The organism is Pseudomonas sp. SGAir0191 (assembly GCF_002812565.2).
Lineage (GTDB): Bacteria > Pseudomonadota > Gammaproteobacteria > Pseudomonadales > Pseudomonadaceae > Aquipseudomonas > Aquipseudomonas parafulva_B.
The window spans coordinates 3747434-3765152 of the sequence record NZ_CP025035.2 but is presented as its reverse complement, the minus strand read 5'-3'; the positions used below and the strand labels follow the sequence as shown (position 1 = coordinate 3765152).

Here is a 17719-nt window from a genome sequence, read left to right as displayed (position 1 = left end):
TTCTGCAATGCGTGCCGGCATGAGCCATGCCGTCGCGCGGCTGCGCGCCGAACGCCTGGCGCGCAGCAACAAACCCTTCATCGCACGCGGCTCCCGGGCCGAGCGTTGCCCAGGTTGCCGGGTCATTGCCACGCATTGCCTGTGTGACTGGAAACCCAACGTCAGTGCCGAGTCGGGCATCTGCCTTTTGATGCACGATACCGAGCCGTTGAAGCCAACCAATACCGGCTGGCTCATCGCTGACCTGATCGAAGACACATCCGCCTTTGGCTGGCTGCGCACCTCGGTGGACGAGGGCTTGTTGGCGTTGCTGGATGACCCGCAATGGCAGCCGTACATCGTGTTCCCGGGTGAATTCGTGGCGCCGGAGCGCGTCGTGACGGACGTGGTGCGCTCGCCTGGCAAGCGGCCACTGTTCATCCTGCTCGACGCCACCTGGACCGAAGCGCGCAAGATGTTTCGCAAAAGCCCCTACCTGGAGCGTTTTCCGGTGTTGAGCCTGCAGCCCGAGCAGATGTCACGCTACCGGCTGCGCCGCTCGCGGCGCGATGACCATTTCTGTACGGCGGAAGTGGCCGCCATGTGCCTGGACCTGGCCGGGGATCACCTCGCCTCACAGGCGCTGGACGCCTACTTGGACGTCTTCAGCTTGCACTACCTCAGTGGCAAACGCCGCCTGCCCCTGGATGAACAGGATGCTGTTCACCAGCGCCTGCATACCTTCCTATAGTCCAAGGGGCAGCCTACCGGCTTTGGTTCATAATGACCGGGATGCCGCCAAGGCGGATTGAGCGACTGGCAGGCTGGCTTGACCTATGCCTTCGCCGCTCGGCATCCTTGGCGCCGATTCCCGCCAGTGCGCCCGTGCCGACGGGCCCCTGGTACAGAACAGGATCCTTAGATCGATGGCCACATACGAAATCCTGATTGCCGATGACCACCCGCTGTTTCGCGGTGCACTGCGCCAGGCCGTCACCCTGGGCATGGGCCCGGACGTGCGTCTGGTGGAAGTGGCAAGTATTGCAGAGCTGGAGAACCGCCTGAGCGAAAAGGCAGACTGGGACCTGGTGCTGCTCGACCTGAACATGCCAGGTGCCTACGGTTTTTCCGGCTTGGTCCTGCTGCGCGGGCAGTACCCGCAGATACCGGTGGTGATGGTCTCGGCGCAGGAGGAGGCTGCGGTCGTGGTCAAGTCCCGCGAGTTCGGCGCCAGCGGGTTCATTCCCAAGTCGAGCACCCTCGAAGTGATTCAGGATGCGGTGCGCAAAGTGCTCGATGGCGAAGTGTGGTGGCCACCACAGGCGTTCGAGAAGGTCGATGTGCCTGCTGAAGCGAGGGCTGCCAGCGAAGGGCTCGCCAGCCTGACGCCGCAGCAGTTCCGGGTACTGACGATGGTCTGCGAGGGCTTGCTGAACAAGCAGATCGCCTACGAGCTGAGTGTGTCCGAAGCCACCATCAAGGCCCATGTGACGGCCATTTTCCGCAAGCTGGGCGTGCGCACGCGCACCCAGGCCGCTTTGTTGCTGCAACAACTTGAATCGGTTGCCAGCACCTGATTACCCAGGCCTTCACGCTTTTTTGACCCTTGCCAGCCTAGTCTGCCGGCCCTTTCGTAGCTAAGCGAACCCCATGACGCCATCACCTTTCAAGGGCCAGACTGGTCTGAAACGAATCCTCAACGCCGCGGGCTATTCCCTGGACGGGCTGCGCGCCGCCTTCAAGGGCGAGGCTGCATTCCGCCAGCTGGTACTGCTCAACATCGTGCTGGTGCCTGTTGCCTTCTGGTTGCCGGTAAGCCGTGCGGAGCGGGCGATCATGATCGCGGTGTGCCTGCTTGGGCTGATTGTCGAGCTGTTCAATTCGGCGGTAGAGGCGGCGATCGATCGCATTTCCCTCGAACGCCACCCTTTGTCCAAGAACGCCAAGGACATGGGCAGCGCTGCCCAGTTGGTGTCGTTGTGCATGGTTGCGATCGTGTGGGGCGTGATCCTTCTGTAAGGCTACAACGCGGGGCGCTGCGCCTGCACGGCTCAGGCTATAGGCGGCAGCACGATCTCGTCGCTGCGCGTGACGCCAGCGGTGAAGTGGCGACAGAGTTCCAGAAACTCGCGCATCGCCGAGGTCTGGTATTTCTGCTTGTGCCAGATGAAGTAGAACTGGCGCATCAAGTCCAGCTCGGGTGTTTCCACTGCCACCAGGCTGCCACGGCGAAAGGCATCGCGCAGGGCCAGGCGTGAGATGCATCCGATGCCCAGGCCCGATTCCACGGCGCGCTTGATGGCCTCGGTGTGCTCCAGTTCCAGGCGGATGTCCAGCTGTGCGCGGTGGTGGCGCATGGCCTGGTCGAACGTCAGGCGCGTGCCCGAGCCTTGCTCGCGCAGGATCCACGCCTCACGGGCCAGCGTGGCGATGTCGGCGCGGCCCTGCTTGGCCAGTGCATGTTGGGGGGCGCAGAACACTACCAGTTCATCCGCCACCCAAGGCTGCACCTCAAGGTCCGGATGATTGCAATCACCTTCGATCAGACCCAGGTCAATTTCGTGGTGTGCCACCTGTTGCACGATATGCACAGTATTTTGTACGTGCAGCTTCACCTGGCTTTCGGGGTGCCGCTGCATGAAGCTGCCGATCAGAAGGGTTGCCAGGTAGTTGCCAATGGTGAGCGTGGCGCCCACCACGAGGGAGCCGAACCCTGATTTGCCGTTGAGCAGGTCCTCGATTTCCTTGGCCTGGTCCAGGAGTGCCACGGCTTGTGGCAGCAACTGATGACCCAAGGCGTTGAGGCTCAGGCGCTTGCCCGCCCGGTCGAACAACTGGCAGCTGCTCTGGCGTTCAAGCTCGGTGATGGAGGTGCTGGCAGCCGATTGCGACAGCGCAAGCACGCTTGCAGCGCGTGAAACGCTCTGGTGCTGGGCGACGGCCACGAAGACCTGAAGTTGACGTAGTGTGAATCGCATATCGATATAACCGATAACACATATCTTGATAATCCAGTTAACAGATATTGTCGCTGCCCCTAAACTATCGCGCAACTCTGCGCCTTGTGCGCGCTGCGACTTTCTTCAGGAGCCCCATTAGATGAGCAACATGAACCACGAACGTGTCCTCAGTGTGCACCACTGGAACGACACGCTGTTCAGCTTCAAGTGCACCCGTGATCCGGGGCTGCGCTTCGAGAACGGTCAGTTCGTGATGATCGGCCTGCAGCAGGACTCCGGCCGTCCGCTCATGCGCGCCTACTCCATCGCTTCGCCGAACTGGGAAGAACACCTGGAGTTCTTCAGCATCAAGGTGCCCGACGGCCCGCTGACCTCGCAGCTGCAGCACCTGAAGGAAGGCGATGAGATCATCATCAGCAAGAAGCCTACCGGTACGCTGGTGCTCGACGACCTCAACCCCGGCAAGCACTTGTACCTGCTCAGCACCGGTACTGGCCTGGCGCCGTTCATGAGTGTGATCCAGGACCCGGAAACCTACGAGCGTTTCGAGAAGGTGATCCTGGTCCACGGCGTGCGCTACGTGAACGAAGTGGCTTACCGCGAGTTCATCACCGAGCACCTGCCGCAGAACGAATTCTTCGGCGAAGCCGTACGCGAAAAGCTGATCTATTACCCGACCGTCACCCGCGAGCCTTTCGAGAACCAGGGCCGCCTGACTGACCTGATGCGCAGCGGCAAGTTGTTCAGCGATATCGGCCTGCCGCCGATCAACCCGCAGGATGACCGCGCGATGATTTGCGGCAGCCCGAGCATGCTCGATGAGACCAGCGAAGTGCTGGACAGCTTCGGCCTGAAAATCTCCCCACGCATGCGCGAGCCGGGCGATTACCTGATCGAGCGGGCGTTCGTCGAGAAATAAAGACGCGCCCAGCATGACCAGACGATCCGTTGACCCCACGTCAACGGATCGTTTTTTTTGCCTGTTTCGTGACCAAGCCCGCTATTCGACCCGCGTCTGGCCGCTGTAGACCAGCAGTTGCCTGCAACGTTTGCACAGGTACCGCCGGCCTTGGCCCACCAATGCGTGCCGCTGCGCCGTGAACGCAAACTCACTTTGCGGACAGGGGCAGCGGTAGAGGTAGCGGGTCACCGCGCGGCGCTTGACGGCGTAGTTGTGGCAGCGCGCCGGCGGCAGTTCGTAGACGCCGCGCATGATCAACTGCCACTCCTGGCCGTGGGCCTGGATACCTTCGCCGAAGACCTGGTGAGCGACCAGGTGGGCGACCTCGTGCGCTACAGTCTGGCGCAGGAAGTCTTCGTGGTTCTCGCGGTATAGCTGCAGGTTGAAACGCAGCTTGTTTTCGTGCAGGTGGGCCACCCCGGCTTTTTGCCCGCGCAGCTTGAAACTGACCTGCGGGCGGGGGAAGGCGCGATCAAAAAAGCGCTCGGCCTGCTGATAGCAGATTTCGACGCGTTGGATGAGCAGTTCGGGCATGGGGCAATGAATCCTCTGGCGGCCATTATGCCGCAGCGGTAGTGCACTCACCCAGCCATTGGTCACACGGCGGGTTATTTGAGCGTGATCGCCCTGAAGTCTTTGTCGGAATGCCTACAGCCCTGCTGCAATTGTGCGTAAAATAGCCGGCTTTTGTCACACCTCGCGGATTCAAGCGCTATGGGCACCCTTTCGGTCAACCAGAACAAATTGCAAAAACGCCTGCGTCGTCTCGCTGGCGAAGCCATCACCGACTACAACATGATCGAGGATGGCGACAAGGTCATGGTCTGCCTGTCCGGCGGCAAGGACAGCTACACCATGCTCGATGTTCTGTTGCACCTGCAGAAGGTGGCGCCGATCTCGTTCCAGATCGTGGCGGTGAACATGGACCAGAAGCAGCCAGGCTTTCCGGAGCACGTGCTGCCGGCCTACCTCAAGGAACTGGGCGTCGAGTACCACATCGTAGAAAAGGACACCTACTCGGTGGTCAAGGAGCTGGTCCCGGAAGGCAAGACCACCTGCTCGCTCTGCTCGCGCCTGCGTCGCGGCACCTTGTACACCTTCGCTGATGAAATCGGTGCCACCAAGATGGCCCTGGGTCATCACCGTGACGACATCGTCGAAACATTCTTCCTCAACATGTTCTTCAACGGTGCCCTCAAAGGCATGCCGCCAAAACTGCGCGCCGATGACGGCCGTAACGTGGTGATCCGTCCGCTGGCCTACTGCAGCGAGAAGGATATCCAGGCGTACTCGGACATGAAGGCGTTCCCGATCATCCCCTGCAACCTGTGCGGCTCGCAGGAGAACCTGCAGCGTCAGGTGGTCAAGGACATGCTGGTCGAATGGGAGCGCAAGCACCCAGGCCGGACAGAAAGCATCTTCCGCGCTTTGCAGAATGTCGCGCCGTCGCAGCTGGCCGACCGCAACCTCTTCGATTTCACCAGCCTGACGATCGATGAAAACGCCACCCCGCGCTTTCTTGACGTGGTGAACATCTGACCCATGCGTGACTATCAGTGGCTGCACGAGTTCTGCCTGAACCGCTTCGGCTCTGCCCGCGCCCTGGAGGCGGCCCTGCCGCAACCCCGCAGTCCGGAGCAGCTACGGGCGACCAGCGCTGATCGCTACTTGTCGACCCTTGCCCTGCGCGTATTTCGCGCCGGGCTCAAGCACAGCCTGGTGGACGCCAAGTGGCCGGCGTTCGAGCAGGTGTTCTTCGGCTTCGACCCGGAAAAGGTCGTGCTGATGAGTGCCGAGCACCTTGAGCGGCTGATGCAGGACACCCGCATCATCCGGCACCTGGGCAAGCTCAAGAGCGTGCCACGCAACGCCCAGATGGTGCTGGATATCGAAAAGCAGTGGGGCAGCTTCGGGAACTTCATCGCCGATTGGCCAGTAACCGATATCGTGGGTTTATGGAAATACCTGACCAAGCACGGTAATCAGTTGGGCGGTTTGTCCGCGCCGCGTTTCCTGCGCATGGTCGGCAAGGACACCTTCGTGCCGACCGACGATATGGCGGCAGCGCTGATCGCTCAAAAGGTCATCGACAAGAAGCCCACCAGCCAGCGCGACCTGGCCCTAGTGCAGGACGCCTTCAACCAGTGGCACGAACAAAGCGGCCGACCGTTGTGCCAGCTGTCGGTCATGCTGGCCCATACCGTCAATCACTGAGCCGGCGGGGGCGGGGCCCCCATCAGTTGCCTTCGCCGGCCAGGCGCCTTTGGTACTGGAACTTCCAGCGCACATACAGCAGCGCGGCCGTGAACAGCCCCAGGCTGACCAACAGCTCAAGCCAGCCAAACAGAGCCCGCGCAGGATCGAACGCAGCCACCACCCCCTTGATGAAGTAGATGTTGACCACGAAACAGGCCCAGGCATGCGCGCGGGCGCTGGCGCTGACCATGCCTGGCAGTACCAGCAGCAGTGGCAGCAGTTCGATGGCCAGGATCACGCTCACCCGCGCGCCATGCAGATTGGCGAACCACAGGTTGTTCACCACCAGCAGCACGATCAAGCCCAGCACGAACGCCAAGCTCAGCGCCCGGGTCACCCGTACACGAGGTGCTAGCCATGCCTGCGCAGGCAGCGGTTTTCGCGCCTTAGCCACGCGTGGTCTCCAAGGCTTTGGCCGTGGTTGCCAGGCGCTGCCCCAGGGCGCGGCACAAAGCGATTTCGTGCTCATCGAGGCCGCGCTTGCCATCGGCGCCGGCGTGGTGGCTCGCCCCGTAGGGTGTGCCGCCGCCACGGGTCTCGATCAGGGCTGACTCGCTGTAGGGCAGGCCCAGTACCAGCATGCCGTGGTGCAGCAGGGGCAGCATCATCGACAGCAGGGTGCTCTCCTGACCACCGTGCAGGCTCGCGGTGGAGGTGAACACACCGGCGGGCTTGCCCACCAGCTCGCCGCCCAGCCACAAGGGACTGGTACCGTCCAGGAAGTACTTGAGCGCAGCGGCCATGTTGCCGAAGCGGGTAGGGCTGCCCAGGGCCAGCCCCGAGCAGTGGCGCAGGTCGTCGAGGGTGGCGTAAGGCGCGCCACTGACCGGCACGTCGGGCGCAACCGTCTCGCATTCGCTGGACACGGCCGGTACGGTGCGCAGGCGTGCTTCCATGCCGCCCAGTTCGATGCCACGGGCGATGTGCCGGGCCATCTCGCTGGTCGAGCCATGGCGGCTGTAGTAGAGCACCAGGATATAGGGTTCGCTCACGGCAGGATCTCCAGGATATTTTCGGGTGGGCGGCCGATCACGGCCTTGTCGCCGGCTACCAGGATTGGCCGCTCGATCAGCTTGGGATGGGTCGCCATGGCGTCGATCAGCTGGGCGTCGCTGAGTGTCGGATCGGCCAGATTGAGTTGAGCGTAGTCGTCCTCGCCCGTACGCAACAGTTGACGGGGCGGGATGCCCAGCTTGTCCAGCAGCACCTTGAGCGTGTCGACATCGGGGGGCGTTTCCAGGTAGCGCACCACGGTAGGCGCCAGGCCGCGGGCCTCGAGCAGTTCCAGCGCGCCGCGGGATTTGGAGCAGCGCGGGTTATGATAGAGCGTCAGGTCAGTCATGTGGGGTCGCATCCAGCAAGGTGTGACCGGTATTCTAACCGCAGCGACTGACCCATTTGCTCTAAAACTCGAGAAGGATTGACCCATGGCAAGGCGTCTGGCAGCAGTAATGGCCATCACCGCGAGCCTGTTGCTCGGTGGTTGCGGTGCCGATTATGGCGTGGACCAGCACGGCAACACGGTAAAGGCCGAACAGGTAGACGGGCACTGGCTGGTGCTCAACTACTGGGCGGAGTGGTGCGGGCCGTGCCGTACCGAAATTCCCGAGCTCAATGCGGCTGCCAAGCAATGGGCCGCTGAGGGCATCAAGGTGGTGGGGGTGAATTTCGATGGCCTGCAAGGCGCGGACCTCAAGCAGGCGGCCGATACGTTGGGCATCGATTTCACCGTGCTGGCCCAGGACCCCGCCGAGCGCTATGACCTGCCCCGCAGCGAGGCGCTGCCGGTGACCTACATCATTGATGACAAGGGCAAGGTGCGTGAGCAGTTGCTCGGTGAGCAGACGCTCGAAGGCTTGAAGGCCAAGATCAAGGCCCTGAAACAGGGGTGACGCTGGCACGGCCTGAGCGAACGGGGCGCTGACCTGTCAAGCCAGGCCCCGTGGGCAACAGCCCGCCCGCTCAGCCCTCTTCAGGCCACAGGCGCAGCGGCTTGCCGTCGGTGGGCCACAAGCGCAATTGCTGATCCGGCGCCAGGTCCCAGCGGGTGACTTTGCCAAGGGCCTGCAGGAAGCGTTTTTCCTGTTCCATCAAAGCCGGTGCACACAGCTTGCGGGTGCTGCCGACGCTACCAAAACTCAAGCGCTCGCCATCGAGGGTGTAGGCCGCGAACCAGTGATTGCAGCCGGCATTGCCATAGGCGCGCCCGTCGCTGCCCAAGGTCATGCTCAAGTGGCTGTTGTCGATCAGGGGGCGCTCGCCGATCCACTCCAGTACGTAGCTGCGGTCTTGCTGCAGGTCCGAAGGGGCGGTCGCGCAGCCAAGCAGGCCGGTGGCGATCAGTGCGCTGGTAAGCAGGTTTTTCATTGTGCAGGCTCCTGGCAACGGGGGCAGAGGTGCCGGGCGTCCTGGCTTGCCCAGCCCAGTTCGGCGATGCGGGCGCTGGCTGCAGGCTGACGCGCTGCCTTGCCCAGCTTGGCATCGACCGCAAATTCGAAGTCCAGTACCGCATCGCAGCTGTCGCATGCCACTTGCCAGGCCAGGATCTCCAGTTCGTGGAAGACCGGCCCGTTGGCCACGGCAACCCACTGTCCGCGCGGGTTGATCAGGTGGCGGACGCTGTCCACGGTCAGGCGCATGGCCAAGTCCTTGCTGCCCTTGAGGGTGACCAGCAGGGTGTCGCCCTTGTGCATCGAGCCACCGTTGCCTGTGACCTGGTAACGGCCGGGCACCAGGGCTCGGCACTCGATCAGCGTGTGCTGCGGGTTGAAGAGGGTGTAACGAAAATCGTGCTCGACCATGGGTCCTCCCTAAATGCCGCGTATCCTAGCATTAACCGGTCACCAGGTTCTGCGCCCTGCCTGCCGCCCAGCAGGCAATGTTCTCAAGCGTCGTCTGGGCAATGGCCTGCAAGGCCTCATGGGTGAGGAACGCTTGATGGGCCGTGACGATCACATTCGGGAATGTCAGCAGGCGGGCCAGCACATCGTCCTGCAGGGGCAGGTCCGAGCGGTCTTCGAAGAATACTTTGGCTTCTTCTTCGTAAACGTCCAGGCCCAGGTAGCCCAGCTGGCCGCTCTTGAGCGCATCGAGCAGTGCCGGCGTATCGACCAGCGCCCCACGCCCTGTGTTGACGAGCATGGCGCCAGGTTGCAGGTGCGCCAGGCTCTGGGCATTGATCAGGTGCCGGGTACCTGGCGTCAACGGGCAGTGCAGGCTGATGATGCGTGCCTGGCTCAGCAACGCTGGCAAACTCATGTAGCGCGTGCCCAAGGCCTCGAGCTGCGGGTCGGGGCAGGGGTCGTAGGCCAGTAGTTGGCAGCCGAAGCCAGCCATGATACGCGCGAAGGCCGCGCCGATCTGGCCAGTGCCGACGACCCCGACGGTCTTGCCATGCAAGTCGAAACCGGTCAGCCCGTGCAAGGTGAAATCGCCTTCACGCGTGCGATTGTAGGCCCGGTGCAAGCGCCGATTGAGCGCCAGTATCAGCGCCACGGCGTGCTCGGCCACGGCTTGGGGCGAATAGGCCGGTACCCGCACCACATCTATTCCCAGCCGCTGGGCCGCAGCCAGGTCGACATGGTTGTACCCAGCTGAACGCAAGGCCACCAGGCGCGTACCACCGCGCGCCAGGCATTGCAGCACCGCCGCGTCGAGCTCGTCGTTGATGAACGCGCAGACGACCTCGTAGCCCTGGGCCAGCGGCGCGGTATCGGCCGTAAGACGCGCGGACTGAAAATGCAGTGCCACGCCGCCGCCCACGGCGGCCTGGGTGAAACTCTCCTGGTCATAGTGCTGACTGCTGAACAGCAGGGCGCGCATGGTGGCTCCTTGTGCATAGGCACTGGGTCAGTGGAAAGGGCGGCTGCCCTCAAATACTCAGCCTGGCCTCGGCTGCCAGCCGGCTGATCGCGTTGTCCAGTTCATCGAGCGCCTCCCCAGCCAAGGGGCTGTCCTGCTTGAGCAGGGTCTCGCTGCGTTGGCACGCGGCACGCAGCTGAGGCACGCCGCAATAGCGAGAAGCGCCGTTGAGCCGGTGCACCTGCTCGATGAGCGTACGACGGTCATGCGCTTCACGTGCATCCCGAATAGCGGCGCGGTCATCTTCCAGCGAGGCCAGCAACATGCTCAGCATGTCGGCGGCCAGATCGGCTTTGCCTGCCGCCAGGCGCAGGCCTTCGTCATGGTCGAGCACCTTCAACTCGTCAGGCCCAGTGGGCAGGCTCGCCGGCATCTGCGGCGACAAGCCAAGGCTCAGCCCAGTCCACTTCATCACCACCTGTGCCAGTTGCCGCTCGCTGATCGGCTTGGTCAGGTAGTCGTCCATGCCGCCATGGAGCAAGGCGCGTTTTTCATTGGCCATTGCGTGGGCGGTCAGTGCAACGATTGGCAACGGGTTGCCGCTCTGGGTGTTTTCCCAGCGGCGAATTTGCTCGGTGCAGGCGCGTCCGTCCATGCCGGGCATCTGCACGTCCATCAGTACCAGGTCGAACGATTCGCTCTGCACGGCCTGTACCGCCGCGTAACCATTGTCGACAGCCGTCACCCGGGCGCCCAGGTCCTCCAGCAGAGTCTGCACCAGCAAGAGGTTGGCCGCGTTGTCATCCACGCACAGCACCTTGGGCTGGCGCTGCTGGCCCACCATGGCGCTGACCTCGCCCTGCAACCGGCGGGGCTGGACCATTTCCAGCAGCAGGCGGCGCAGCTTGCGCGTGCACGATGGCTTGGACAGCAGTTGGCCGTGGCCATTGGACAGGTAAGGGTGATAGAGCGCCTGCTCGGTCGTGGGGCACAGCACCACGCACTGGCAATGATGCCGCTCCAGGTGCTGGTAATACTGACCCAGCTGTTCGGGTGCCAGGGAGCCTACGTTGGCGCCCAGCACGGCGAAGTCGAAAGGCTGCCCCGCCTGGCTGGCAGCTTGCACCGCCTGCACCAGTTGCTCGTAGGAGGTAAAGACACAGACGCTCAGGCCGCAGTCCTGCAACTGGTGCTCCAGGGCCTGCCGCGCCAGTGCATGGCCATCGACGATGGCGGCGCGACGGCCGAGCAAGGGCTGCAGAGGCAGCTCCTCGGCATCGTCGTGCGCCTTGGGCAGGTTGAGGCTGATCCAGAACTGCGAACCTTCGCCAGGGGTACTATCGACGCCGATCTCGCCGCCCATCTGCTCGATCAGACGCTTGGAGATCACCAGCCCCAGGCCGGTGCCGCCTGGCTGGCGGGCCAGGGAGTTGTCAGCCTGACTGAAGGCCTGGAACAGCGTGCGTACATCTTGAGGCGACAGGCCAATGCCGGTGTCCTGGACACTGATGCGCAACTGGGCGCTGTCCTCGTGCTCGTCTTCGAGCATGGCGCGCACGACGATGGTGCCTTCGCGGGTGAACTTGATCGCGTTGCTGACCAGGTTGGTGAGGATCTGCTTGAGGCGCAACGGGTCACCGATCAGCGAGGAGGGCGTATCGCGGTAGATCAGGCACAGCAGCTCAAGCTGCTTGGCATGGGCGGCCGGTGCCAGGATGGTCAGGGTGTCCTGGATCAGGTCGCGCAGGTTGAAGGGGATGCTGTCGAGCACCAGCTTGCCTGCTTCTATCTTGGAGAAATCGAGGATCTCGTTGATGATCCCGAGCAAATTGTCGGCTGACTTCTCGATGGTGTTCAGGTAGTCCACCTGGCGGGGCATCAGCTCGCTTTTCTGCAGCAGGTGGGTAAAGCCCAGAATGCCGTTGAGCGGCGTGCGGATTTCATGGCTCATGTTGGCCAAAAATTCCGACTTGATGCGGCTGGCTTCCAAGGCTTCCTTGCGGGCCATGTCCAGCTCGATGTTCTGGATTTCGATGGTTTCCAGGTTCTGCCGGACATCCTCGGTGGCCTGGTCGATGCTGTGCTGCAGCTCTTCGTGGGCACTGTGCAGGGTCTCGGCCATGCGGTTGATGCCGCGGGCCAGTTCGTCCAGCTCGTGACTGCCCATGGCCGGCAGGCGCTCCTCGAGGTGACCGTCCTTGAGCTGGTTGACCGCATGCTTGATGCGCTCGATCGGCGTGTTGATGGCACGGCTCATGCGCAGGGCCAGCAGCCCGCTGACCACCAGGCAGGCCAGGATCAGAAGCAGCGTGGTGAACAGGTTGCGGTAGCCGCGCAGCAAGGTGCCGTCATGGGACAGCTCGATTTCCACCCAGCCCAGCAGGCGTTCGGCTTCGGCAGGCACGGCATCGGTGGCCAGGTCACGGTGGTGGCCGAACACCGGCATCAGGTAGCGAGTGGCGTCGTTGCCACTGCGTTGCAGCAACTGGGTACCGCTGCCGCCGCTGGGCGGTTGGTTGAGCATGCTCGGGCCGGCATGGGCCAGCCGACTACGGTCCGGTGTCAGGAAGGCGACCGCGCGTACGTCGGCCTGTTCGAGGGTTTGCGCGGCAATGCGCTCCAGTTGTGCAGGCGCCTTGCGGGCCATGGCCGGGGCTGCCAGCGGCGCCAGCTGCTCGGCCAGCATCTTGCCCCGTTGCAGCAGTTGCGTGCGCAGGTCGCTCTGTTGCAGCCAGGTGAAGTAGCTGCCCAGCACCACTGCCATCAACCCGGCTGGCAGCAGCGCCAGCAACAGCACGCGGCTGCGAATTCCCAAACGATCGAGCACACTCGCCTCCTGTCAATGTGCCTGGATGCCGCCCTGCAAGGCGGCCAAGCGGGGACGTTACTCCCCCTCGCCAGCCATTGCACGCGTTAAGTCCGTACGCAGGTGCAGCACCCGAGGTGGCATGTGGCGCCGTGCATGGGCAAGGCATTTCACAGGCTTTATAGCCTGTAGCTATATGCACCACAGATTGCGTGATATGGCGAAGCGGGGTTTGCCGGTATGATGGGCGCCCCCGCCGTCCGGATTGTGAAAGACACCATGACCTTGCAGTATCCAACCATCGCCGATTGCGTCGGCAATACGCCCCTGGTTCGCCTGCAGCGCCTGGCTGGCCAGACCAGCAATACCTTGCTGCTCAAGCTCGAGGGCAACAATCCTGCCGGCTCGGTCAAGGATCGTCCCGCGCTGTCGATGATCGCCCGTGCCGAATCGCGCGGCCAGATCAAGCCTGGCGATACGCTGATCGAAGCCACCTCCGGCAACACCGGCATCGCGTTGGCCATGGCAGCGGCAATCAAGGGTTACAAGATGATCCTGATCATGCCCGACAACTCCACGGCCGAACGCAAGGCGGCGATGGCAGCCTACGGCGCCGAGCTGATCCTGGTGACCAAGGAAGAGGGCATGGAAGGGGCACGCGATCTGGCTCAGCAGCTGGAAGCCGATGGCCGTGGCGTGGTGCTCGACCAATTCGCCAACGGTGACAACCCGATGGCGCACTACACCAGCACCGGCCCGGAAATCTGGCAGCAGACCCAGGGGCGCGTTACCCACTTCATCAGTTCCATGGGCACCACCGGGACCATCATGGGGTGCTCGCAGTACCTCAAGGAGCAGAATCCGGCGGTGCAGATCGTCGGCTTGCAGCCGATGGAAGGCGCGGCCATTCCGGGTATTCGCCGCTGGCCCCAGCAATACCTGCCAAAAATTTTCGACGCAGCCCGGGTCGATCGCATTGTCGACATGTCCCAGGACGAGGCCGAACAGACCATGCGCAGGCTTGCCCGTGAAGAGGGCATTTTCTGCGGCGTGTCTTCCGGTGGTGCAGTCGCCGCCATGCTGCGCCTGTCCCAGGAAGTGGAAAATGCCACCTTGGTGGCCATCATCTGCGACCGCGGCGACCGTTACCTGTCCACTGGCCTGTTCGATCCGAGCTAAATGTCCAAGAAGAAAACCAACAGCGGCCTGCGCTTTCAGCCAGCCGGTGGCAATCGTAGCCCCCAGGTTCCCGTGGGCAAGAAGCAACGCCTGGTCATCGAGCGCCTGTCAGGGGACGGTCGCGGCATTGCGTTTCATGAAGGGCGCACCTGGTTCGTCACTGGCGCCCTGGCAGGCGAAGAGGTCGAGTCGAGGGTGCTCAATGCCCGTGGCAAAGTCGTCGAAGCGCGGCTTGAACGGGTGCTCCAGGCCAGTCCCGAGCGCCGCGAAGCCCCTTGCAAATACTACGGCCAGTGCGGGGGGTGCAACCTTCAACACCTGCCCCATGAGGCTCAGCTAGCGCTCAAGCAGCGCACCCTGGCCGAGCAACTGCAACGGGTGGCCGGTGTGCAGCCCGAGCAATGGGCCGCGCCCTTGACCGGGGCCGCTTTCGGCTACCGTCGCCGCGCCCGTGTGGCCGTGCGCTGGGACCCCAAGACCCGCCAGTTGGCAGTCGGTTTCAGGGCGCAGGCCAGTCAGGACATCGTTGCCATCGATGATTGCCTGGTGCTGGTACAGCCCTTGCAGTCGATCCTGCGTCACTTGCCCACGGTGCTGCGCTCGTTGGCCAAGCCCCAGGCCCTGGGCCATGTGGAGTTGTTCAGCGGCACGGCCGAGGCGGTGCTGGTGCGTCATGTCGCGCCGTTGCCGGCCGAAGATGTTGCACGCTTGCAGGCGTTCTGCGCCGAGGCCAGCGCGCAGTTGTGGCTGCAGGGTGAAGGCGAGCCGCAGCCGGTGAATGCCACCGGGCCGCTGGGTTTCGACCTGGCGCCCTGGCAGCTGCAGCTGGCCTGGCGCCCCGGCGACTTCGTGCAGGTCAACGCCCAGGTCAATACCGCCATGATCGAGCAGGCCTTGGCCTGGCTCGCTCCGCAGCCTGAAGAGCGGGTACTGGACCTGTTCTGCGGCCTGGGCAATTTTGCCTTGCCGCTGGCACGGCATGCCCGTGAGGTGGTGGCGGTAGAAGGCGTGCAGGCCATGGTCGATCGGGCGGCGGCCAATGCCCGCAGCAACGATGTGCATAACGCGCAGTTTTTTCAGGCCGATTTATCGCAGCCGTTGACGGGCATGGAATGGGCCGCCGAGGGCTTTTCTGCGGTACTCTTGGACCCACCGCGCGACGGTGCATGGGAGGTGGTGCAGGGCATCGCCCGTCTTGGGGCCAAGCGGCTGGTCTATGTATCGTGCAACCCGGCCACGCTGGCGCGAGACGCCCAGGTGCTGGTCGGGCAGGGGTACCGGTTAACAAGGGCCGGGATTCTCGACATGTTTCCTCAAACGGCGCATGTCGAAGCCATGGCGTTATTCGAAGTGGGCTAGCCAGCTGGCCCCTTGGTGCGGCTTCCAGGGAATGGCAGCCGTGCGGTGATTGCCAGTGCACCCGCAGGGTGCGCTGTATGGAAAGGTAAAACAAAGATGGTACAGGTGAGAGTGCACCAGCCGGTCAATACCGACGGCAGTATCAATCTCGAAGCGTGGTTGGACCATGTGGTCAGCGTCGATTCGGCGCTCGACCGCGCAGCGCTCAAAGAGGCCTGCGAGTTTGCCCAGGAAGTCGAGAAGAAGGGCAACCCGGCCAAGCATTCCTGGGCCGATGGTACGTCGAGCTATCAGGCAGGTCTTGAGATTGCCGAGATTCTCGCGGACCTCAAGCTCGACCAGGATTCCCTGGTAGCGGCGGTCATCTACCGCGCTGTGCGAGAAGGCAAGGTCACCCTGGCCGAAGTCAGCCAGCGCTTCGGGCCGGTCGTGTCCAAGTTGATCGATGGCGTGCTGCGCATGGCTGCGATCAGTGCCAGTCTCAGCCCCCGCCAGTCGCTGGTACTCGGTTCTCAGGCGCAGGTCGAGAACCTGCGCAAGATGCTGGTGGCGATGGTCGACGACGTTCGCGTGGCGTTGATCAAGCTGGCCGAACGCACCTGTGCCATTCGAGCGGTCAAGGCCGCTGATGACGAGAAACGCCTGCGGGTGGCGCGGGAAGTGTTCGACATCTATGCCCCCCTGGCCCACCGTCTGGGTATCGGGCATATCAAGTGGGAACTGGAAGACCTTTCGTTCCGCTACCTTGAGCCCGAACAGTACAAGCAGATCGCCAAGCTGTTGCACGAGCGTCGCCTGGACCGTGAACGCTTTATCAGCGATGTCATGAACCAGTTGCAGAACGAACTGCTGGCCACCGGGGTGAAGGCGGACATCAGTGGCCGCGCCAAGCACATCTACTCGATCTGGCGCAAGATGCAGCGCAAGGGCCTGGAATTCAGCCAGATCTACGACGTGCGCGCCGTGCGGGTGCTGGTCCCCGAGATACGCGACTGCTACACCGCCCTGGGTATCGTGCACACCTTGTGGCGTCACATCCCCAAGGAATTCGACGACTACATCGCCAACCCCAAGGAAAACGGCTACCGCTCCCTGCACACGGCGGTAATCGGCCCGGAGGGCAAGGTGCTGGAAGTGCAAATCCGCACCCACGGCATGCACGAGGAAGCGGAGCTTGGCGTCTGCGCCCACTGGCGATACAAGGGCACCGACGTCAAGCCCAGCTCGAACCACTACGAAGAAAAGATTTCCTGGCTGCGCCAAGTGCTGGAGTGGCATGAAGAGCTGGGCGACATCGGGGGCCTGGCCGAGCAACTGCGGGTCGACATCGAGCCCGACCGGGTGTACGTGTTCACCCCGGACGGTCACGCCATCGACCTGCCAAAAGGGGCGACGCCCCTGGACTTCGCCTATCGGGTGCACACCGAGATCGGCCACAATTGCCGGGGCGCCAAGATCAACGGGCGCATCGTGCCGCTCAACTACAGCCTGCAGACCGGCGAGCAGGTCGAAATCATTACCAGCAAGCACGGTAACCCGAGCCGTGACTGGCTGAACTCGAACCTGGGCTATGTCACCACTTCGCGCGCGCGGGCCAAGATCGTGCACTGGTTCAAGCTGCAGGCGCGCGACCAGAACGTTGCCGCCGGCAAGACGCTGCTCGAACGCGAGCTCAGCCGGCTGGGCCTGCCGCAGGTCGACTTCGAGCGCCTGGCCGAGAAGACCAACGTCAAGACGGCCGAGGACATGTTTGCGTCCTTGGGCGCTGGGGACCTGCGTCTGGCGCATCTGGTCAATGCGGCGCAACAGTTGCTCGAGCCTGAGCGCATCGAGCAGATCGAGCTGGTACCGCGCAAGCCCAGCGGGCCGCGTGGGGGCAAGCGTGGCGACATTCAGATCCAGGGCGTGGGCAACCTGCTGACGCAGATGGCCGGTTGCTGCCAGCCGTTGCCTGGCGATGCCATCGTCGGCTACATCACCCAGGGTCGCGGTGTGAGCATCCACCGCCAGGATTGCGCCTCGGTGTTGCAGCTGGCCGGCAAAGAGCCGGAGCGCATGATCCAGGTCAGCTGGGGGCCGATTCCGGTACAGACTTACCCGGTCGATATCGTCATCCGTGCCTATGATCGCCCCGGTTTGCTGCGCGATGTGTCGCAGGTGCTGCTCAACGAGAAGATCAACGTGCTGGCGGTCAATACCCGCTCGAACAAGGAAGACAACACGGCGCTGATGTCGCTGACCATCGAGATCCCCGGTTTGGATGCCCTTGGGCGCTTGCTGGGGCGTATCTCGCAGTTGCCGAACATCATCGAGACACGGCGTAATCGTACGCCCTGAATCCCGCGTGCACGATTCGCGGGCATCCCGCCCCCTCAGGGGCCGGTTTGCCCGCCAAGCCCGACCGTCAAGGACTTGCCT

The 17719-nt window shown here is 63.2% G+C and carries 19 protein-coding genes; 10 read left to right on the top strand and 9 right to left on the bottom strand.

Annotated elements, in window-relative coordinates:
* Window positions 1-19 precede the first annotated feature (19 nt).
* The 3 genes from CWR53_RS16880 (at window position 20) to CWR53_RS16870 (ending at window position 1998) form a co-directional block, all read left to right on the top strand.
* Window positions 20-730 (top strand): tRNA-uridine aminocarboxypropyltransferase, encoded by a 711-nt coding sequence (locus tag CWR53_RS16880; RefSeq protein ID WP_058605330.1) that lies wholly within the window; start codon window positions 20-22, stop codon window positions 728-730.
* A 175-nt stretch (window positions 731-905) separates the two neighbouring features.
* Complete coding sequence (gene erdR / locus CWR53_RS16875; protein WP_058605331.1) at window positions 906-1556, top strand: response regulator transcription factor ErdR; 651 nt, start codon at window positions 906-908, stop codon at window positions 1554-1556.
* Window positions 1557-1629: 73 nt separating this feature from the next.
* On the top strand, window positions 1630-1998 hold the full coding sequence (locus CWR53_RS16870; protein WP_058605332.1) for a diacylglycerol kinase: 369 nt from the start codon (window positions 1630-1632) through the stop codon (window positions 1996-1998).
* A 32-nt stretch (window positions 1999-2030) separates the two neighbouring features.
* Here the strand turns inward: CWR53_RS16870 and CWR53_RS16865 are convergent, their stop codons facing one another.
* Window positions 2031-2957 carry a LysR family transcriptional regulator gene (locus CWR53_RS16865; protein WP_058639504.1) on the bottom strand — a complete coding sequence of 309 codons (927 nt, stop codon included), beginning with the start codon at window positions 2955-2957 and terminating at the stop codon, window positions 2031-2033.
* 121 nt (window positions 2958-3078) lie between these two features.
* Here CWR53_RS16865 and fpr point away from each other — a divergent pair, with 121 nt between their 5' ends.
* Entirely contained in the window at window positions 3079-3858 is a 780-nt protein-coding gene (gene fpr, locus CWR53_RS16860) for a ferredoxin-NADP reductase (protein ID WP_028635022.1), read from the top strand.
* An 81-nt stretch (window positions 3859-3939) separates the two neighbouring features.
* Here fpr and CWR53_RS16855 read toward each other — a convergent pair whose 3' ends face one another.
* A complete protein-coding gene (locus CWR53_RS16855; protein WP_058605334.1) occupies window positions 3940-4434 on the bottom strand; it encodes a SprT family zinc-dependent metalloprotease in 495 nt (164 codons plus the stop codon).
* Window positions 4435-4614: 180 nt separating this feature from the next.
* Between CWR53_RS16855 and ttcA the strand changes: the two genes are divergently transcribed.
* Window positions 4615-5439, top strand: a complete 825-nt coding sequence (gene ttcA, locus CWR53_RS16850) for a tRNA 2-thiocytidine(32) synthetase TtcA (protein WP_023534071.1) — start codon at window positions 4615-4617, stop codon at window positions 5437-5439.
* A 3-nt stretch (window positions 5440-5442) separates the two neighbouring features.
* Window positions 5443-6114, top strand: coding sequence for a DNA-3-methyladenine glycosylase I (locus tag CWR53_RS16845; RefSeq protein WP_058605335.1), 672 nt, complete (start codon window positions 5443-5445; stop codon window positions 6112-6114).
* Window positions 6115-6136: 22 nt separating this feature from the next.
* Here the strand turns inward: CWR53_RS16845 and CWR53_RS16840 are convergent, their stop codons facing one another.
* From CWR53_RS16840 to arsC, 3 genes are read right to left on the bottom strand one after another with little or no spacing between them, the layout of a single operon-like run.
* Window positions 6137-6550: a DUF2069 domain-containing protein gene (locus CWR53_RS16840; RefSeq protein ID WP_058605336.1), complete on the bottom strand. Its 414-nt coding sequence runs from the start codon at window positions 6548-6550 to the stop codon at window positions 6137-6139.
* Window positions 6543-7148: an NAD(P)H:quinone oxidoreductase gene (gene wrbA / locus CWR53_RS16835; RefSeq protein ID WP_058605337.1), complete on the bottom strand. Its 606-nt coding sequence runs from the start codon at window positions 7146-7148 to the stop codon at window positions 6543-6545. The genes CWR53_RS16840 and wrbA overlap by 8 nt, the downstream gene beginning before the upstream one ends.
* Window positions 7145-7498, bottom strand: a complete 354-nt coding sequence (gene arsC, locus CWR53_RS16830) for an arsenate reductase (glutaredoxin) (protein ID WP_058605338.1) — start codon at window positions 7496-7498, stop codon at window positions 7145-7147. Before arsC ends, wrbA begins: the two co-directional genes overlap by 4 nt.
* A gap of 85 nt (window positions 7499-7583) precedes the next feature.
* Between arsC and CWR53_RS16825 the strand changes: the two genes are divergently transcribed.
* A complete protein-coding gene (locus tag CWR53_RS16825; RefSeq protein WP_058605339.1) occupies window positions 7584-8048 on the top strand; it encodes a TlpA disulfide reductase family protein in 465 nt (154 codons plus the stop codon).
* A 70-nt stretch (window positions 8049-8118) separates the two neighbouring features.
* On the opposite strand, the gene CWR53_RS16820 is transcribed toward CWR53_RS16825, so the two are convergent.
* The 4 genes from CWR53_RS16820 to CWR53_RS16805 are packed head-to-tail and all read right to left on the bottom strand — an operon-like array spanning window position 8119 to window position 12784.
* Window positions 8119-8523, bottom strand: a complete 405-nt coding sequence (locus CWR53_RS16820) for an META domain-containing protein (RefSeq protein WP_058605340.1) — start codon at window positions 8521-8523, stop codon at window positions 8119-8121.
* Window positions 8520-8957 (bottom strand): hypothetical protein, encoded by a 438-nt coding sequence (locus tag CWR53_RS16815; protein WP_078478972.1) that lies wholly within the window; start codon window positions 8955-8957, stop codon window positions 8520-8522. The genes CWR53_RS16820 and CWR53_RS16815 overlap by 4 nt, the downstream gene beginning before the upstream one ends.
* Window positions 8958-8988: 31 nt before the next feature.
* Entirely contained in the window at window positions 8989-9978 is a 990-nt protein-coding gene (locus CWR53_RS16810; protein ID WP_058605342.1) for a 2-hydroxyacid dehydrogenase, read from the bottom strand.
* A gap of 49 nt (window positions 9979-10027) precedes the next feature.
* The gene (locus CWR53_RS16805) at window positions 10028-12784 is read right to left on the bottom strand and encodes a response regulator (protein WP_058605343.1); all 2757 of its coding nucleotides are present in this window, start codon (window positions 12782-12784) and stop codon (window positions 10028-10030) included.
* 258 nt (window positions 12785-13042) lie between these two features.
* On the opposite strand from CWR53_RS16805, the gene cysM reads away from it, so the two are divergent.
* The 3 genes from cysM to relA all read left to right on the top strand — a co-directional run bounded on the left by cysM (window position 13043) and on the right by relA (window position 17638).
* Window positions 13043-13942, top strand: coding sequence for a cysteine synthase CysM (gene cysM / locus CWR53_RS16800; protein ID WP_058605367.1), 900 nt, complete (start codon window positions 13043-13045; stop codon window positions 13940-13942).
* Window positions 13943-15301: a 23S rRNA (uracil(1939)-C(5))-methyltransferase RlmD gene (rlmD, locus tag CWR53_RS16795; RefSeq protein WP_058605344.1), complete on the top strand. Its 1359-nt coding sequence runs from the start codon at window positions 13943-13945 to the stop codon at window positions 15299-15301.
* 96 nt (window positions 15302-15397) lie between these two features.
* A complete protein-coding gene (gene relA, locus CWR53_RS16790) occupies window positions 15398-17638 on the top strand; it encodes a GTP diphosphokinase (protein ID WP_100852090.1) in 2241 nt (746 codons plus the stop codon).
* The last annotated feature ends 81 nt before the right edge of the window (window positions 17639-17719 follow it).

Bases quoted from the DNA above. Each gene is read 5' to 3' on its own strand.
- CWR53_RS16845 (WP_058605335.1), top strand. From the start codon at position 5,443: ATGCGTGACTATCAGTGGCTGCACGAGTTCTGCCTGAACCGCTTCGGC.
- cysM (WP_058605367.1), top strand. From the start codon at position 13,043: ATGACCTTGCAGTATCCAACCATCGCCGATTGCGTCGGCAATACGCCC.
- CWR53_RS16855 (WP_058605334.1), bottom strand. From the start codon at position 4,434: ATGCCCGAACTGCTCATCCAACGCGTCGAAATCTGCTATCAGCAGGCC.
- relA (WP_100852090.1), top strand. From the start codon at position 15,398: ATGGTACAGGTGAGAGTGCACCAGCCGGTCAATACCGACGGCAGTATC.
- CWR53_RS16880 (WP_058605330.1), top strand. From the start codon at position 20: ATGAGCCATGCCGTCGCGCGGCTGCGCGCCGAACGCCTGGCGCGCAGC.
- CWR53_RS16825 (WP_058605339.1), top strand. From the start codon at position 7,584: ATGGCAAGGCGTCTGGCAGCAGTAATGGCCATCACCGCGAGCCTGTTG.
- erdR (WP_058605331.1), top strand. From the start codon at position 906: ATGGCCACATACGAAATCCTGATTGCCGATGACCACCCGCTGTTTCGC.
- arsC (WP_058605338.1), bottom strand. From the start codon at position 7,498: ATGACTGACCTGACGCTCTATCATAACCCGCGCTGCTCCAAATCCCGC.
- CWR53_RS16820 (WP_058605340.1), bottom strand. From the start codon at position 8,523: ATGAAAAACCTGCTTACCAGCGCACTGATCGCCACCGGCCTGCTTGGC.
- fpr (WP_028635022.1), top strand. From the start codon at position 3,079: ATGAGCAACATGAACCACGAACGTGTCCTCAGTGTGCACCACTGGAAC.
- CWR53_RS16810 (WP_058605342.1), bottom strand. From the start codon at position 9,978: ATGCGCGCCCTGCTGTTCAGCAGTCAGCACTATGACCAGGAGAGTTTC.
- CWR53_RS16870 (WP_058605332.1), top strand. From the start codon at position 1,630: ATGACGCCATCACCTTTCAAGGGCCAGACTGGTCTGAAACGAATCCTC.
- ttcA (WP_023534071.1), top strand. From the start codon at position 4,615: ATGGGCACCCTTTCGGTCAACCAGAACAAATTGCAAAAACGCCTGCGT.
- rlmD (WP_058605344.1), top strand. From the start codon at position 13,943: ATGTCCAAGAAGAAAACCAACAGCGGCCTGCGCTTTCAGCCAGCCGGT.
- CWR53_RS16865 (WP_058639504.1), bottom strand. From the start codon at position 2,957: ATGCGATTCACACTACGTCAACTTCAGGTCTTCGTGGCCGTCGCCCAG.
- CWR53_RS16815 (WP_078478972.1), bottom strand. From the start codon at position 8,957: ATGGTCGAGCACGATTTTCGTTACACCCTCTTCAACCCGCAGCACACG.